The following is a 15942-nucleotide window of genomic DNA, read 5'->3' on the forward strand; positions in this document are numbered from 1 at the left end:
CACATCCTTCGTTGCCGGCGTTGTCGGGTCGGGGGCTCCCCCCTACTACCGGGCCCCCGGCCCCCCCCCCCCCGCCCCCCCCCCCCCCCCCCGCTCCGGGTTCACGCGTACGACAGGTCGTACGGATGCCGTACGCGCCGTCAGACCTCCACGACCACCGGGAGGATCATCGGCCTGCGCCGGTACGTGTCCGAGACCCACTTGCCGAGGGTCCGGCGGATGAGTTGCTGCAGCTGGTGGGGTTCCACGACGCCGTCCTGGGCCGAGCGTTCCAGGACTTCCGAGATCTTCGGGATGACGGCGGAGAACGCCGAGTCGTCGATGCCGGAGCCGCGGGCCTGGACGTGGGGGCCGCCCGTGATCTTGCCGGTGGACGAGTCGACGACCACGAAGACCGAGATGATGCCCTCGTCGCCGAGGATCTTGCGGTCCTTGAGGGCCGGCTCGCCGACGTCGCCGACCGAGAGACCGTCGACGTACACGTAGCCCGCCTGGACCTTGCCGGAGATCTTGGCCTTGCCCCCGACGAGGTCGACGACGACGCCGTCCTCGGCGATGACGATGCGGTCGTGCGGGACGCCGGTGAGGGCGCCGAGCTCGGCGTTGGCACGCAGGTGGCGCCATTCGCCGTGGACCGGCATCAGGTTCTTCGGCCGGCAGATGTTGTAGAAGTACAGCAGCTCGCCGGCGGACGCGTGGCCGGAGACGTGCACCTTGGCGTTGCCCTTGTGGACGACGTTGGCGCCCCAGCGGGTCAGGCCGTTGATGACGCGGTAGACCGCGTTCTCGTTCCCCGGGATGAGCGACGACGCCAGGATGACCGTGTCGCCGTCGACGATGCGGATCTGGTGGTCGCGGTTGGCCATCCGGGACAGGGCGGCCATCGGTTCGCCCTGGGAGCCCGTACAGACCAGGACCACCTCGTGGTCGGGGAGGTCGTCGAGCGTCTTGACGTCGACGACCAGGCCCGGCGGGACCTTCAGGTAGCCGAGGTCCCTGGCGATGCCCATGTTGCGGACCATGGACCGGCCGACGAAGGCGACCCGGCGGCCGTACTCGTGGGCCGCGTCCAGAATCTGCTGGATGCGGTGGACGTGGCTGGCGAAGCTGGCCACGATGATCCGCTTGCGGGCGCTGCCGAAGACCTGGCGCAGCACGTTCGAGATGTCGCGCTCGGGCGGGACGAAGCCGGGGACCTCGGCGTTCGTCGAGTCGGCCAGGAGGAGGTCGATGCCCTCCTCGCTCAGTCGTGCGAACGCGTGGAGGTCCGTGAGGCGGTGGTCCAGCGGGAGCTGGTCCATCTTGAAGTCGCCGGTGTGGACGGCCATGCCGGCCGGGGTGCGGATGGCGACCGCGAGGGCGTCCGGGATGGAGTGGTTGACGGCGACGAACTCGCAGTCGAAGGGGCCGACGCGCTCACGCCGGCCTTCCGCCACTTCCAGGGTGTACGGGCGGATGCGGTGCTCCTGGAGCTTCGCCTCGATGAGCGCGAGGGTCAGCTTGGAGCCGATCAGCGGGATGTCCGGCTTCTCGCGGAGCAGGTACGGGACGCCGCCGATGTGGTCTTCGTGGCCGTGGGTGAGCACGATGCCCTCGACGTCGTCGAGGCGGTCCCGGATGGACGAGAAGTCCGGCAGGATCAGGTCGATTCCGGGCTGCTCCTCCTCGGGGAAGAGCACTCCGCAGTCGACGATCAGCAGGCGGCCGCCGTACTCGAAGACGGTCATGTTTCGGCCGATCTCGCCGAGACCGCCGAGCGGCGTGACGCGGAGGGCGCCTTCGGGGAGCTGGGGCGGCGGGCCGAGTTCAGGATGCGGATGACTCAAAAGACTCTCCTCACCACGCACGCCACGTACCGGTCGGGCACGTGGCGTGCGTGACGTTCGTGCATAAGCAGTTGTCGTTGTCTAGGTGGGGTGCGGGCACCGGTGTCCCGCTTATTCAGTTGTGAAGCGTTGCTGCGCGGGCGGCCGCGCAGAAGTCTGTTGTCAGAGTTGTACCCCGCCGGCGGCAAGATCGATCTTGAGCTGGGCAATCTCCTCGGCCGAACATTCGACCATGGGGGCGCGCAGGGGTCCGGCCGGCAGTCCCTGGAGGGCGAGGGCGGCCTTGGTGGTCATGACGCCCTGGGTGCGGAACATGCCGGTGTAGACGGGGAGCAGCTTCTGGTGGATCTCGGCGGCCTTGACGACGTCACCGGAGGTGTAGGCGTCGACGAGGGCCCGCAGGTCCGGGGTGACCACGTGGCCGACGACCGAGACGAAGCCGACCGCGCCCACGGAGAGCAGCGGCAGGTTCAGCATGTCGTCGCCGGAGTACCAGGCGAGGCGGGACCGCGCGATGGCCCAGCTCGCGCGACCCAGGTCGCCCTTGGCGTCCTTGTTGGCGACGATCCTCGGGTGCTCGGCGAGGCGGACGAGCGTCTCGGTGCTGATCGGGACGCCGCTGCGGCCGGGGATGTCGTAGAGCATGACGGGCAGCCCGGCGGCGTCGGCGACGGCCGTGAAGTGCCGGTACAGGCCCTCCTGCGGGGGCTTGTTGTAGTACGGCGTGACGACCAGCAGGCCGTGCGCGCCGTCGCGCTCGGCCTGGCGGGCCAGCTCGATGCTGTGGTGGGTGTCGTTGGTGCCGACACCGGCCACGACGTGGGCGCGGTCGCCGACCGCCTCCAGTACGGCTCGTACCAGGTCCGATTTCTCCGCGTCACTGGTGGTGGGGGACTCGCCGGTGGTCCCGTTGACGATCAGGCCGTCGTTGCCTGCGTCCACCAGGTGGGTGGCGAGCCGCTGTGCGCCGTCGAGGTCGAGCGCGCCGTCCGCCGTGAAGGGCGTGACCATGGCGGTGAGGACCCGCCCGAAGGGGGTCTGCGGAGTGGAGGTCGGAGCCATGGGTTACACGCTACTCGGTGCTCACGGCGCGGTCTGCCCTTGGGGTGCGGGAAAAGTCCGGACAAATAAGGAGCCCGGCACTGCCTGCTCGGGGGTTCAAGCAGTGCCGGGTCCGTTTGATCAGGCTAGATGAACTTCTCTAAATGCCGCAATACGGACACCTCGCGAGGCTGATCCGTACATCTGTGCCGAGCCCGACAGGAAGCGCGATCCGCGGGCCGTGCTACGGCGCGACCCGGCCGTTGGCGTTGAAGGCCGCGTGGGTGAGCGGCATGAGCCCGGCCCACTCCGCCTCCATCTTCTCGCCGACCATCTCGATCTCCCGCTGCGGGAAGGACGGCACCTTGGCCAGCTCGTGCTGGGTGCGCAGGCCGAGGAAGTGCATCAGCGAGCGGGCGTTGCAGGTGGCGTACATCGAGGAGAAGAGGCCGACGGGCAGAACCGCGCGGGCCACCTCCCGGGCGACGCCGGCGGCGAGCATCTCCTGGTACGTCTCGTACGCCTGGCGGTAGGAGTCCTCCATCGCCCGGCCGACCAGCTCCTGCTGGGCCTGGGTGCCCTCGACGAAGACGTACTTGCCGGGGCGGCCCTCCTGGACGAGCTTCCGGGACTCGTCGGGGACGTAGAAAACGGGCTGGAGCTCGCGGTAGCGACCCGACTCCTCGTTGTAGGACCAGCCCACCCGGTGCCGCATGAACTCGCGGAAGACGAAGATCGGGGCGCTGATGAAGAAGGTCATCGAGTTGTGCTCGAAGGGGCTGCCGTGGCGGTCCCGCATCAGGTAGTTGATGAGGCCCTTGGAGCGCTCCGGGTCCTTCTTCAGCTCGTCCAGGGACTGCTCGCCGGCGGTGGAGACGCGTGCGGCCCACAGCACGTCGGAGTCGGCCGCGCTGTGCTTGACCAGGTCGACGGTGACATCGCTCCGGAAGCTGGGCTTGAGGTCGTCGGCGGGGGTGTCGGTCACGGCTCGGAGGGTCCTTCCATCACGTCTCTCGGGCGGCGCCCACTCTACGGGCCGGTACCGACATCGGGACGCCCGGTGCCGGGGCGCGACATGCACCGGCGGATTTCTGTGAATTCGGTGAAACAGGGCACCTTTCGGGTCACTCGCCCGTCTGTGTAGATGACAGACACTCGTTCGATCCCGAGAGGGGATGCACCGCCCATGTTCCGTCGGCGCGAACCGGTCCCGTTCGCCTTCCTCGCCGAAGCCGACAGGTTCCGCAGCAATGTCACACCGCCGCCCCGGCAGCGGCTGTCCGTGAGCCAGGTGGCCGGGCGCTGGCTGCTCGGGCTCACCATCGTGGCCGGGCTGGCGGGCTCGCTGGTGCTCGGCATGCCGGCGCTGTCCACGCCGTCCGACTCGGGAGCCCAGCAGTCGCAGGCCTCCCAGGGGCGCTGACCCTTCCGGACCCCCGTGAGTGGTGGGCGGGAACACGGGCGGATAGCCTCACCGGGCACAGCCCATGCATGGATTGAGTGAGGACCAGCCGTGCCCCTGCCCTTCCTGACGGCCGACCGCACCTACGACGCGGCACTCGACGACGCCCTGCCCTACGACGACCGCGACCGCTGGCGGCGCCCCTACCGGCCCGGGCCGTGGCGGGTCGGCGGAGCCGCCCTGTGGCTGCTGCTCGCCTCGTTCGTGTTGTTCGCGGCGGTCGCACTGGCCCTGACCGGCTCGCTTTCCTCCGCCGGGACGGTCCTCGGCATCGCCCTGCTGATCATCGCCGCCGCACTGCGGATACTGCGCATGGGCGTGTGGGTGAGCGCGCACGGAGTGCGCCAGGTGGGTCTGCTGCACACGCGGACGGTGCCCTGGAAGGGGGTCGTCGAGGTGCGGACGGCACAGCAGCCGGTGCGCTGGCTGGGCCTGCCGCGCACCGTGCAGGGGCAGGCGCTGACCCTCGTGCGCAAGGACCGCGCCCCGGCGGACACCGAGCCGCTGCTCACCACGCACGGCTTGGACTTCGTGGGCCGGACGTCGGCCTTCGACCGGGCGGCGGACGTGGTGGAGGCGTGGGCGGCGGAGTACCGGCGCGGGTAGCTCCGCCGGAGGTGCCGCGATGTGCCGTCTGCCGTGTGCCGTCTGCGGCGGCGTCGTGGCTGGTCGCGCGGTTCACCGCGCCCCTGCCGGGGCGCGGTGCTCACGCCTCCAGTGGTCTGCCGTCGTGCAGGGCGATGGCGCGCTGCATCGCCTTGCGGGCGCGCGGGGTGTCGCGGGCGTCGTGGTAGGCGACGGCGAGCCGGAACCAGCTGCGCCAGTCGTCGGGGGCGGCCTCGGTCTCGGCCTTGCGCTTGGCGAAGACCTCGTCGGCGGAGTCCCGGTCGATGCGGCCGCCGGGCGTGCGCTTCAGCTCGTCCACGGGCAGGCCGCCCTCGGCGTCGAGCTCGGCGGCGAGGGCGTTGGCCCGGCGGACGAACTGGGTGTTCTTCCACAGGAACCACAGGCCGATGACCGGCAGGATCAGCACCGCCACCCCGAAGGTGACGGTGAGGACCGTGCCGGTCTGGATGAGCATCACGCCCCGGCTGCCGACCAGGACGAAGTAGAAGAGGAGGACGGCGGCCGTGAGGGCGTAGGAGAGCTTCGCGCGCATGTCGTCCTGCCGGTTCAGCTCAGGTCCAGGAAGTTCTCCAGGCCGAAGGTCAGGCCCGGAGTGGTCACCACGCGACGGGCGCCGAGCAGGATGCCCGGCATGAAGCTGCTGTGGTGGAGGGAGTCGTGCCGGATGGTGAGGGTCTCGCCCTCGGCGCCGAGCAGGACCTCCTGGTGGGCCAGGAGGCCGCGGAGGCGCACGGAGTGGACGGGAACGCCGTCGACGTCGGCGCCGCGCGCGCCGTCCAGGGCGGTCACGGTGGCGTCCGGGGCCGGGGCGGTGCCGGCCGCGCGGCGGGCCTCGGCGATGAGCTGGGCGGTGCGCGTGGCCGTACCGCTCGGCGCGTCCACCTTGTTCGGGTGGTGGAGCTCGACGACCTCCACCGACTCGAAGTAGGGCGCCGCGAGCTGGGCGAACTTCATCGTCAGCACGGCGCCGATGGAGAAGTTCGGGGCGATGAGCACGCCGGTCTCCGGGGACTGGGCGAGCCAGCCCTTCAGCTGCGCGAGGCGCTCGTCGGTCCAGCCCGTGGTGCCGACGACGGCGTGGATGCCGTGGCGCACGCAGAAGTCGAGGTTGCCCATCACCGAGGCGGGGGTGGTGAGTTCGACGGCGACCTGGGCGCCGGAGACCTCCAGCGCCTCCAGCTTGTCGCCCCGGCCGAGGGCGGCGACCAGCTCCAGGTCCTCGGCGGCCTCGACCGCCCTGACCGCCTCGGAGCCGATCCGGCCCTTGGCACCGAGGACCGCCACGCGCAGCTTGCTCATCTTCGTCTTCGTTCCTTACCGGTGGTGTGTCAGGCGACGGCGTCGTGCAGGCGTGCGGCCTGCTTGTCCTTGAGCGGGCCGATGACCGACAGCGACGGGCGCTGTCCCAGGACGTCGCGGGCGACCGAGCGGACCTCGTCCGGGGTCACGGCCGCTATCCGGGCCAGCATGTCGTCGACGGACATCTGCTCGCCCCAGCACAGTTCGCTCTTGCCGATACGGTTCATCAGCGCTCCGGTGTCCTCCAGACCGAGGACCGTGGAGCCCTGGAGCTGGCCGATGGCACGCCCTATCTCCTCGTCCGGCAGGCCGTGTGCGGCCACCTGGTCGAGTTCGTCCCGGCAGATCTTGAGCACGTCGTGCACCTGCGAGGGCCGGCAGCCGGCGTAGACGCCGAACAGGCCGCAGTCGGCGAAGCCCGAGGTGTACGAGTACACGCTGTAGGCCAGGCCGCGCTTCTCGCGGACCTCCTGGAAGAGCCGGGAGGACATGCCGCCGCCGAGCGCGGTGTTGAGCACGCCGAGCGCCCAGCGGCGGTCGTCGGTGCGGGCGAGGCCGGGCATGCCGAGGACGACGTGCGCCTGCTCGGTCTTGCGGCCGAGGAGTTCGACGCGGCCCGCGGTGCGGATGGTGCGGCTGCCGTCGCGCGGGGCGATGGGCTGCGCTTCGGAGCTCCGGAGGGCGCCGGACTTCTCGAAGGCCGCGCGGACCTGTCGTACGACCTTGGTGTGGTCGATGTTGCCCGCGGCCGCGACCACCAGGTGGGTGGGGTCGTAGTGCTTCTTGTAGAAGCGGCGGATGCGGTCGGCGGTCAGGGCGTTGACCGTGTCGACCGTGCCGAGGACCGGGCGGCCGAGGGCGTTGTCGCCGAACATGGTGTGCGCGAACAGGTCGTGCACGCAGTCGCCGGGGTCGTCCTCGGTCATCGCGATCTCTTCGAGGATCGCGCCGCGCTCGACGTTGACGTCGTCCTCCAGGATCAGGGAGCCCGTGAGCATGTCGCAGACGACGTCGATGGCGAGCGGCAGGTCGGTGTCGAGCACGCGTGCGTAGTAGCACGTGTACTCCTTCGCCGTGAACGCGTTCATCTCGCCGCCGACCGCGTCGATGGCGGAGGAGATGTCCAGGGCGGAGCGGCGCGTGGTGCCCTTGAAGAGCAGGTGCTCCAGGTAGTGGGTGGCGCCGTTCAGAGCGGGGGTCTCGTCGCGGGAGCCGACATGGGCCCAGATGCCGAAGGTCGCGGAGCGGACCGAGGGCAGGGTCTCGGTGACGATGCGCAGGCCGCCGGGGAGGGTGGTCTTGCGGACCGTGCCGATGCCGTTCTCGCCCTTGATCAGGGTTTGGGTACGGGCGACGGCCCGCGCCTCCGAGGAGGTGCGGGCCGTCGTCGTAGAGCTGCTCGACGTCACTTGTCGGTGTCGTCCTTTGCGTCCTCGGAGGAGGCCTCCTCCTCGCCCTCGATCACGGGGATGAGGGAGAGCTTGCCGCGGGAGTCGATCTCGGCGATCTCGACCTGGACCTTCTGGCCCACGCCGAGGACGTCCTCGACGTTCTCCACGCGCTTGCCGCCGGCGAGCTTGCGGATCTGCGAGATGTGCAGCAGACCGTCCTTGCCGGGGAGTAGCGAGACGAAGGCGCCGAACGTCGTCGTCTTCACGACCGTGCCCAGGTAGCGCTCGCCGACCTCGGGCATCGTCGGGTTGGCGATGCCGTTGATGGTGGCGCGGGCGGCCTCGGCGGCCGGACCGTCGGAGGCACCGATGTAGATGGTGCCGTCGTCCTCGATGGTGATCTCGGCGCCGGTGTCCTCCTGGATCTGGTTGATCATCTTGCCCTTGGGGCCGATGACCTCGCCGATCTTGTCCACGGGGATCTTGACGGTGATGATCCGCGGGGCGTTCGGGGACATCTCGTCCGGCTTGTCGATCGCTTCCATCATCACGTCGAGGATGTGGAGGCGGGCGTCCCGGGCCTGCTTGAGGGCGGCGGCCAGGACGGAGGCCGGGATGCCGTCCAGCTTGGTGTCGAGCTGGAGGGCGGTCACGAACTCCTTGGTGCCGGCGACCTTGAAGTCCATGTCGCCGAAGGCGTCCTCCGCACCGAGGATGTCGGTGAGGGTGACGTAGTGCGTCTCGCCGTCGATCTCCTGGGAGATCAGGCCCATGGCGATACCGGCGACCGGGGCCTTCAGCGGCACACCGGCGTTCAGCAGCGACATGGTGGAGGCGCAGACCGAGCCCATGGACGTCGAGCCGTTGGAGCCGAGGGCCTCGGACACCTGGCGGATCGCGTAGGGGAACTCCTCGCGGGTCGGCAGGACCGGGACCAGGGCGCGCTCGGCGAGGGCGCCGTGGCCGATCTCGCGGCGCTTCGGGGAGCCGACGCGGCCGGTCTCGCCGGTGGAGTACGGCGGGAAGTTGTAGTTGTGCATGTAGCGCTTGCGGGTCACCGGGGAGAGGGTGTCCAGCTGCTGCTCCATCCGGAGCATGTTGAGGGTGGTGACGCCCAGGATCTGGGTCTCGCCACGCTCGAACAGCGCCGAGCCGTGCACGCGCGGGATGGCCTCGACCTCGGCGGCGAGCGTACGGATGTCCGTGACGCCGCGGCCGTCGATGCGCTTCTTCTCCTTGATCACGCGCTCGCGGACCAGCTGCTTGGTGAGCGAGCGGTACGCGGCGGAGATCTCCTTCTCGCGGCCCTCGAACTCCGGGAGCAGCTTCTCGGCGGCCAGGCCCTTGACGCGGTCCAGCTCGGCCTCGCGCTCCTGCTTGCCCGCGATGGTCAGCGCGGAGGCGAGCTCCGGGCGGACGGCGGCGGACAGCGCCTCCAGGACGTCGTCCTGGTAGTCGAGGAAGATCGGGAACTCGCCGGTCGGCTTGGCGGCCTTGGCGGCGAGGTCGGCCTGGGCCTTGCAGAGGACCTTGATGAAGGGCTTCGCGGCGTCCAGGCCGGCGGCCACGACGTCCTCGGTCGGCGCCTCGGCGCCGCCCTTGACCAGCTGGATGGTCTTCTCGGTGGCCTCGGCCTCGACCATCATGATCGCGACGTCGCCGTCCTCCAGGACGCGACCGGCGACGACCATGTCGAAGACGGCGTCCTCGAGCTCGCTGTGGGTCGGGAACGCGACCCACTGGCCGTTGATCAGCGCGACGCGGACGCCGCCGATCGGGCCGGAGAAGGGCAGACCGGCCAGCTGGGTGGACGCGGACGCGGCGTTGATCGCGACGACGTCGTACAGGTGGTCGGGGTTGAGCGCCATGATGGTGGCGACGACCTGGATCTCGTTGCGCAGGCCCTTCTTGAAGGACGGGCGCAGCGGGCGGTCGATCAGGCGGCAGGTGAGGATCGCGTCCTCGCTCGGCCGGCCCTCACGGCGGAAGAAGGAACCCGGGATCTTGCCGGCGGCGTACATCCGCTCCTCGACGTCCACCGTGAGGGGGAAGAAGTCGAGCTGGTCCTTGGGGTTCTTGGAGGCGGTGGTGGCCGACAGCACCATGGTGTCGTCGTCCAGGTACGCCACGGCGGAGCCGGCGGCCTGCTTGGCCAGGCGGCCCGTCTCGAAGCGGATGGTGCGGGTGCCGAAGGCGCCGTTGTCGATGACGGCCTCGGCGTAGTGGGTCTCGTTCTCCACTAGCGTTTTCTCCGTTACTTTCGTCTGCGTTGCGTCTTTTGTCCCGATCCGCCCGTGTGGCGGGGGGACGGTTGCGGAGAAGCGCGCCGTGCTGTGCGGGCCGGTCTTCGATCGAAGCACCCGGGGCTCGCTTTCCCCCGGGGGCCACTACCGAGGACCGGCGGCGGCTTGGGTGCGCTTCTCCTTCTTCGTTGTCCTGCTGTGTCAGCTGTCGTGCTGTGTCGTGCGTATTGCGTTGTGCTACCACACTACAAAGCGTGAGTGACACTCCGCACGTTTCCGCACGTACGGCAAAGGGAGCGGCCCCGGGGTGTCTCTCCGGGAACCGCTCCCTTCACGGCGTCCTACTTGGCGCCCGCCGCACCGCGGCGGATGCCCAGACGGTCGACCAGCGCACGGAAGCGCTGGATGTCCTTCTTCGCCAGGTACTGCAGGAGGCGACGGCGCTGACCGACCAGGATCAGCAGACCACGACGGGAGTGGTGGTCGTGCTTGTGGGTCTTGAGGTGCTCCGTCAGGTCGGAGATCCGACGGGACAGCAGAGCGACCTGGACCTCGGGGGAGCCGGTGTCACCCTCCTTGGTACCGAACTCGGAGATGATCTGCTTCTTCACTGCGGCGTCGAGCGACACTCGTACTCCTCGTAGTCTGAATGGCCACCGAGTGCCCCCGGTCTTTGTCTCGGGGGAGCTTCCGTTACTCGGGAGGCGGGGATCCGCTGGGCGCTGCCTCCAGGGTCCGCGGGGGACTCCGGGGGTGCGTACACGAACGGCCGTCGTCAAGGGTACCAGTGCCGGTGAGGGGCTCTGTCCCGGGGATCCGGAAGAAACCACGAGGCCGGTGCGACCGCCAGTAGTGTGACGGTCACAGCCCCGGGGCGACGGTCACGGGCCGGGTACGACGGGAAGGGGTCGCTGCGGGATGAGCGAGACGGCTGAGGAGATGAAGGCGCGCAAGGAGCGGGAACGGGACGAGCTCTACGCGCTCGACATCTCGGGCGTCGAGTGGCACTGCGCGCCCGGTACCGAGCAGGACGAGGAGCGGGTCGAGATCGCCTACCTGCCCGAGGGCGCGGTGGCCATGCGGTCCTCGCTCGACCACGGCACCGTGCTGCGGTACACCGAGGCGGAGTGGCGGGCGTTCGTGCTGGGCGCGCGGGACGGGGAGTTCGACCTGGAGCCGAACGAGCGCAACGGCGGGCTGGCCACCCAGTAGACGGGCAGGCATCAAGGGGCGGCACGCAGGCGTGCCGCCCCTTCGAGTTCCCGCGCCCGCAGGTCGGTTCGTCCGCCCGCGACCAGCAGGGGCAGGCGGACGGACACCAACTGGTATCCGGACTGACGGTACTTGCCCGTTTTGTTCATCACCTGTTCGGCAATACGAAGGCTCCGCACACCACTTCGGGGCAGGGTGTGACCAGGCGGACCCCTGACGAGAGGCGGACGGGCCTGCCGAGGTGCGGCTCACGGTGATTAGGCTGGGAGGGGGGCACGACGTCGGGAACGTGAAACACGGCGCCGGTGTCCCGAGGGGGAGAGCCGGTGGATCGGACTACCTCACACGAACACGGATGCTGAGAACGACACGACATGGTCGTCGCACCGGCACGGCATGAGGGTGCTCGACCACACCAGGAGGAACTGTGAGCAGCGATCGGGACGGGAACCGCGGGGGCTGGGCCACACCCGGCGATGACCAGCCCGACGCGGAGTCCCTCAACGAGATGACGGGCGAGTTCACGATCGACTACGCGCCGCCCGCCTGGTACACGCAGAACGCCGCCGACGGTTCCCCGCCGGCGGCCGGCGGACCGGGCGGCTCGGGACCCGCGGACGCGTCCGACGCGCAGAGCGGGCCGGGTGCAGGTCCGGGGCCGGGTGGGCCGGGTGCCGGCGCCGGTACGGCGCGTGCCGGCCAGCCACGTTCGCCGTTCCCGCCGGGGGCGCCGATCCCCGGGCTGACCCCTCCTCCGCACGCCCAGCAGGGTGGCGGGCGGCCGGGTCCCGGGGTGCCGTTCACTCCGCCGCCGTCTCCGCCGACGTCGGCTCCGGGCGCGCCGTTCACACCCCCACCGACGTCGGCTCCCGGAGCGCCGTTCACTCCCCCGCCCGCGGCGACGCCCGGGGCGCCGTTCACGCCCCCGCCTGCCGCGACGCCCGGGGCGCCCTTCACGCCCCCGCCCGCCGCGACGCCCGGGGCGCCCTTCACGCCTCCGGCGGCTTCGGTGCCTGCTCCACCGGCGCCGGGCGTGCCGGCCACCCCGCCGACCACCCCGCCGGCCGTTCCGACGCCGGGTGCGCCGTTCACCGCGCCACCCGCGTCAACTCCCGGCGCACCGTTCACTCCGGCGCCCGCCGCCACGCCGGGCGCGCCGTTCACTCCCCCGGCGCCGAGCGCGAACGCCGGGGCGCCGGCCGCACCGCCCAAGGCACCGTTCATCCCGGCCCAGGCCCCGGCTCCCGCTCCCGCTCCGGCCGCGCCGCCCGTCGGCGGTCCGGCCGCCGTACCGCAGTTGCCGGTCGGTTTCGAGCCGCAGCCCGCCGCCGACAACCCCGCCCCGGAGGCCGAGGAGGGCAACGGCGACCTGGAGAGCGGTTCGACGATGCGGTTCTCCCCCGTCGCGCTGAAGCGCGAGACGGCCGAGGCCGCCGGGCCCGTCGCCGCCGACGAGGCGGAAGAGCAGACCGCAGTTCAGGCCACGGCAGACGCGCCCCCGGTGGACTCCGAGGCGGCCCCCGAGGGCAGCGACGAGGAAACGGCCGAGGACGCGTCCCCGGGCGACGAGTCCGAGGGCGCGGACGCCGGGCCCGGGACCAATGCCGAGATCGATGCCGGTGCCGAAGTCGGTACCGATGCCGAGGACGCGGTCGATGCCGACGGTGCGGCCGCGGTGGACGAGGCCGTGCGGGACACCGCCCCCGCGGACGACACGGACGAGGACGAGCCCCGGGACGCGGCCGTCGTGGACGCCCATGACGACAGCGCCGTGGACGCCCATGACCACGACGCTGTGGAGGCCCCCGCCGGCGGCGACGGCGACGACGCCGAGACGCGCCCCGAGACCGATGACGCCGTGGCCGCGGTCGCCCCCGTGCAGCCCCCCGCCGTCCCCGCGCCCCCGGCCCCGCCGCAGGACGCGCCCCCGGCCCCCGAGGACCTGGTGCCCACCGCCTGGGCTCCCCCGCCGACGCCTCCGGCGGTGGTCCCGCCGCTGCCGCCGTCGTACCAGCCCGCGGCCCCCACGCCCGCCGCGCAGTGGCCGGTCCAGCCGGCGGCACCGGAGCAGGCGCCCGGTCAGCCGCAGCCCCAGCCCGCCGCCGCGCAGGGTCCGCAGCCGTTCCAGCCGCAGGCACCGCAGCCCGCGCCCGCCGCCTGGAACCAGCCGGCGCCCCCGCAGCACGGACAGCCCCAGCCGTACGCCCCACAGCCCGCCGCGCCCGACGCGCAGGGCGGCTACGGGTTCCCGCAGCCGGGCGGTCCCGTCCCGCCACCGCAGGGACCGGGCGGCTACGGCTTCCCGCAGCCCGGACAGCCGCAGGCCCAGGTCCCGCCCGGCGGCTACGGATTCCCGCAGCCGGGCCAGCCGCCGCAGGCCCAGCCGCAGCCTCAGCCGCAGGGCGCCCCGCAGGACCCGCGCGCCGCAGGGGCCGTACCGCAGCAGCCGCCGCAGAGCCCGCAGGCAGCCGACCCGCAGGCCGCGCAGCCCCAGGCGCCCGTCGACCCCCGGGTCGGGGCCGCCTGGCCGCAGCCCATGCAGCACGACCAGCGGCAGATGACCAACCCCGGTGCCGCGCCGCTGGGTTACACCGCCGCCGTGGAGCTGTCCTCCGACCGGCTGCTCAACAACAAGAAGCAGAAGGCGAAGAGCGGCCGGCCCGCCGCCGCGTCCTCCCGGTTCAAGATCGGCGGGAAGAAGGAGGAGGCCGAGCGCCAGCGGAAGCTGGACCTGATCCGCACACCGGTGCTCTCCTGCTACCGGATAGCGGTGATCAGCCTCAAGGGCGGGGTCGGCAAGACCACCACGACCACCGCGCTCGGCTCCACTCTTGCCACCGAGCGCCAGGACAAGATCCTCGCCATCGACGCCAACCCGGACGCCGGCACGCTCGGCCGCCGCGTGCGCCGCGAGACCGGGGCCACCATCCGCGACCTGGTCCAGGCGATCCCGTACCTCAACTCGTACATGGACATCAGGCGGTTCACCTCGCAGGCCCCGTCCGGCCTGGAGATCATCGCCAACGACGTCGACCCGGCCGTCTCGACCACGTTCAACGACGAGGACTACCGGCGCGCGATCGACGTGCTGGGCAAGCAGTACCCGGTCATCCTCACCGACTCCGGCACCGGTCTGCTGTACAGCGCGATGCGCGGGGTGCTCGACCTCGCCGATCAGCTGATCATCATCTCGACGCCGTCGGTGGACGGAGCGAGCAGCGCGAGCACGACGCTGGACTGGCTGTCCGCGCACGGGTACGCCGACCTCGTGTCCCGTTCCATCACCGTGATCTCCGGGGTCCGCGAGACCGGCAAGATGATCAAGGTCGAGGACATCGTGGCGCACTTCGAGACGCGCTGCCGGGGCGTCGTGGTCGTCCCCTTCGACGAGCACCTGTCCGCCGGTGCCGAGGTCGACCTCGACATGATGCGGCCGAAGGTGCGGGAGGCGTACTTCAACCTCGCCGCGATGGTCGCCGAGGACTTCGTCCGGCACCAGCAGATGCACGGCCTGTGGACCAACGACGGCAACCCGCCGCCGGTGGCCGCCCCGCCGATGCCCGGCGGGCCGCTGCCCGGCCAGCAGCCCTACGCCCCCGGGCAGCCGCAGCCGTACGCGCCGCCCGGGCAGCCCTATCCCCCGCAGCCGTACCCGCAGGGCCAGCAGCCGTACCCGCAGCCGCCGTACGGCCAGCCCCAGCCCGGCGCCCAGCCCTATCCGCAGCAGCCGGGATACGGCTACCCGCAGCAGCCCCCGCAGCCGCCGCAGCCCCCGCAGCAGTAGCCGGAACGCCGAAGGGCGGCCGGTGCCTCGCCGCACCGGCCGCCCTTCGGCGTCACGCCTCTGCCGAGCTCCCCGCCCGATCAGGCGGTCTCGGCCGCCACCAGTTCCCGGCAGCGCTTGACGTCCTCGGCCATCTGCTCGAGCAGGGCGTCGAGGGAGTCGAACTTGGCCTGGCCGCGGACGTAGGCCAGGAAGTCGACGGCGACGTGCAGGCCGTACAGGTCGAGGCCCACGCGGTCGATGGCGTACGCCTCCACCGTGCGCTCGGTGCCGTCGAACTGCGGGTTGGTGCCGACGGAGATCGCGGCCGGCATCACCTCGCCCTGCGCGTGCAGGTAGCCGGCGTAGACGCCGTCGGCGGGGATCGCGGTGTGCGGGAGGGTCTCCACGTTGGCGGTGGGGAAGCCCAGCTCGCGGCCGCGCTGGGCGCCCCGCACGACCACGCCCTCCACCCGGTGCGGGCGGCCCAGGATCTCGCGGGCGCCCGCCATGTCGCCCTCGGCGACCAGGCGCCGGGTCAGGGTCGAGGAGAACGGCTCGCCGCCGCCCGCCTCCCCGCGCACGAACAGGTCGACGACCTCGACCTCGAAGTCGTACACCTTGCCCTGCTCGACGAGGAACTCGACGTTGCCCGCGGCCTTGTGGCCGAAGCGGAAGTTGGGGCCCTCGACGACCGCCTTGGCGTGCAGCTTGTCGACCAGGACCTTCACCACGAAGTCGGCGGCCGACAGCTTCGAGAACTCGGTGGTGAAGGGCAGGATCAGGACCGCGTCCACGCCCAGCTCCGCCATCAACTCCGCGCGGGTGTGGTGCGGGGCGAGCAGCGGGGGGTGGCTGCCGGGGCGCACGACCTCGCTGGGGTGCGGGTCGAAGGTGACGACGACGGCCGGGATGCCCAGCTCACGGGCGCGTTCCACGGCATGCCGGATGATCAGCTGGTGACCGCGGTGCACGCCGTCGTAGGACCCGATGGTGACGACGCTGCGCCCCCAGCCCTCGGGGATGTCCTCCAAGCCACGCCAGCGCTGCACTGTGTCCGCTCCTCGAACCTGTGTCC

The 15942-nt window shown here is 71.4% G+C and carries 14 protein-coding genes; 4 read left to right on the forward strand and 10 right to left on the reverse strand.

Annotated elements, in window-relative coordinates; all coding sequences use genetic code 11:
* Nucleotides 1-140 precede the first annotated feature (140 nt).
* The 3 genes from AB0472_RS43910 to thyX form a co-directional block, all read right to left on the reverse strand.
* Entirely contained in the window at nt 141-1826 is a 1686-nt protein-coding gene (locus AB0472_RS43910; RefSeq protein ID WP_366365115.1) for a ribonuclease J, read from the reverse strand.
* A gap of 162 nt (nt 1827-1988) precedes the next feature.
* Nucleotides 1989-2888, reverse strand: coding sequence for a 4-hydroxy-tetrahydrodipicolinate synthase (gene dapA, locus AB0472_RS43915; protein ID WP_366365117.1), 900 nt, complete (start codon nt 2886-2888; stop codon nt 1989-1991).
* 223 nt (nt 2889-3111) lie between these two features.
* The gene (thyX, locus tag AB0472_RS43920; protein WP_366365119.1) at nt 3112-3852 is read right to left on the reverse strand and encodes an FAD-dependent thymidylate synthase; all 741 of its coding nucleotides are present in this window, start codon (nt 3850-3852) and stop codon (nt 3112-3114) included.
* A 201-nt stretch (nt 3853-4053) separates the two neighbouring features.
* On the opposite strand from thyX, the gene AB0472_RS43925 reads away from it, so the two are divergent.
* Together AB0472_RS43925 and AB0472_RS43930 are read left to right on the forward strand one after the other, a co-directional pair.
* On the forward strand, nt 4054-4290 hold the full coding sequence (locus AB0472_RS43925; protein ID WP_366365120.1) for a hypothetical protein: 237 nt from the start codon (nt 4054-4056) through the stop codon (nt 4288-4290).
* A 90-nt stretch (nt 4291-4380) separates the two neighbouring features.
* Nucleotides 4381-4935, forward strand: coding sequence for a hypothetical protein (locus AB0472_RS43930; RefSeq protein WP_366365122.1), 555 nt, complete (start codon nt 4381-4383; stop codon nt 4933-4935).
* A gap of 100 nt (nt 4936-5035) precedes the next feature.
* Here AB0472_RS43930 and AB0472_RS43935 read toward each other — a convergent pair whose 3' ends face one another.
* The 5 genes from AB0472_RS43935 to rpsO all read right to left on the reverse strand — a co-directional run bounded on the left by AB0472_RS43935 (nt 5036) and on the right by rpsO (nt 10518).
* Complete coding sequence (locus AB0472_RS43935) at nt 5036-5488, reverse strand: hypothetical protein (RefSeq protein ID WP_366365123.1); 453 nt, start codon at nt 5486-5488, stop codon at nt 5036-5038.
* A gap of 14 nt (nt 5489-5502) precedes the next feature.
* Nucleotides 5503-6255 carry a 4-hydroxy-tetrahydrodipicolinate reductase gene (dapB, locus tag AB0472_RS43940; RefSeq protein WP_366365125.1) on the reverse strand — a complete coding sequence of 251 codons (753 nt, stop codon included), beginning with the start codon at nt 6253-6255 and terminating at the stop codon, nt 5503-5505.
* Nucleotides 6256-6284: 29 nt separating this feature from the next.
* The gene (locus AB0472_RS43945) at nt 6285-7664 is read right to left on the reverse strand and encodes a pitrilysin family protein (protein ID WP_366365128.1); all 1380 of its coding nucleotides are present in this window, start codon (nt 7662-7664) and stop codon (nt 6285-6287) included.
* Complete coding sequence (locus AB0472_RS43950; RefSeq protein WP_366365130.1) at nt 7661-9886, reverse strand: polyribonucleotide nucleotidyltransferase; 2226 nt, start codon at nt 9884-9886, stop codon at nt 7661-7663. Before AB0472_RS43950 ends, AB0472_RS43945 begins: the two co-directional genes overlap by 4 nt.
* A 344-nt stretch (nt 9887-10230) precedes the next feature.
* Complete coding sequence (gene rpsO, locus AB0472_RS43955; RefSeq protein WP_004924725.1) at nt 10231-10518, reverse strand: 30S ribosomal protein S15; 288 nt, start codon at nt 10516-10518, stop codon at nt 10231-10233.
* Nucleotides 10519-10807: 289 nt separating this feature from the next.
* On the opposite strand from rpsO, the gene AB0472_RS43960 reads away from it, so the two are divergent.
* Nucleotides 10808-11101, forward strand: a complete 294-nt coding sequence (locus AB0472_RS43960) for a DUF397 domain-containing protein (RefSeq protein ID WP_351962692.1) — start codon at nt 10808-10810, stop codon at nt 11099-11101.
* 11 nt (nt 11102-11112) lie between these two features.
* Here the strand turns inward: AB0472_RS43960 and AB0472_RS43965 are convergent, their stop codons facing one another.
* On the reverse strand, nt 11113-11253 hold the full coding sequence (locus AB0472_RS43965) for a hypothetical protein (RefSeq protein ID WP_366365134.1): 141 nt from the start codon (nt 11251-11253) through the stop codon (nt 11113-11115).
* A gap of 275 nt (nt 11254-11528) precedes the next feature.
* Between AB0472_RS43965 and AB0472_RS43970 the strand changes: the two genes are divergently transcribed.
* Nucleotides 11529-14885: an SCO5717 family growth-regulating ATPase gene (locus AB0472_RS43970; protein WP_366365136.1), complete on the forward strand. Its 3357-nt coding sequence runs from the start codon at nt 11529-11531 to the stop codon at nt 14883-14885.
* A gap of 80 nt (nt 14886-14965) precedes the next feature.
* Here the strand turns inward: AB0472_RS43970 and AB0472_RS43975 are convergent, their stop codons facing one another.
* Nucleotides 14966-15916, reverse strand: a complete 951-nt coding sequence (locus AB0472_RS43975; protein WP_366365138.1) for a bifunctional riboflavin kinase/FAD synthetase — start codon at nt 15914-15916, stop codon at nt 14966-14968.
* Between the last annotated feature and the right edge of the window lie 26 nt (nt 15917-15942).

Source organism: Streptomyces sp. NPDC086777 (assembly GCF_040702065.1).
In the GTDB taxonomy this organism is placed as follows: domain Bacteria; phylum Actinomycetota; class Actinomycetes; order Streptomycetales; family Streptomycetaceae; genus Streptomyces.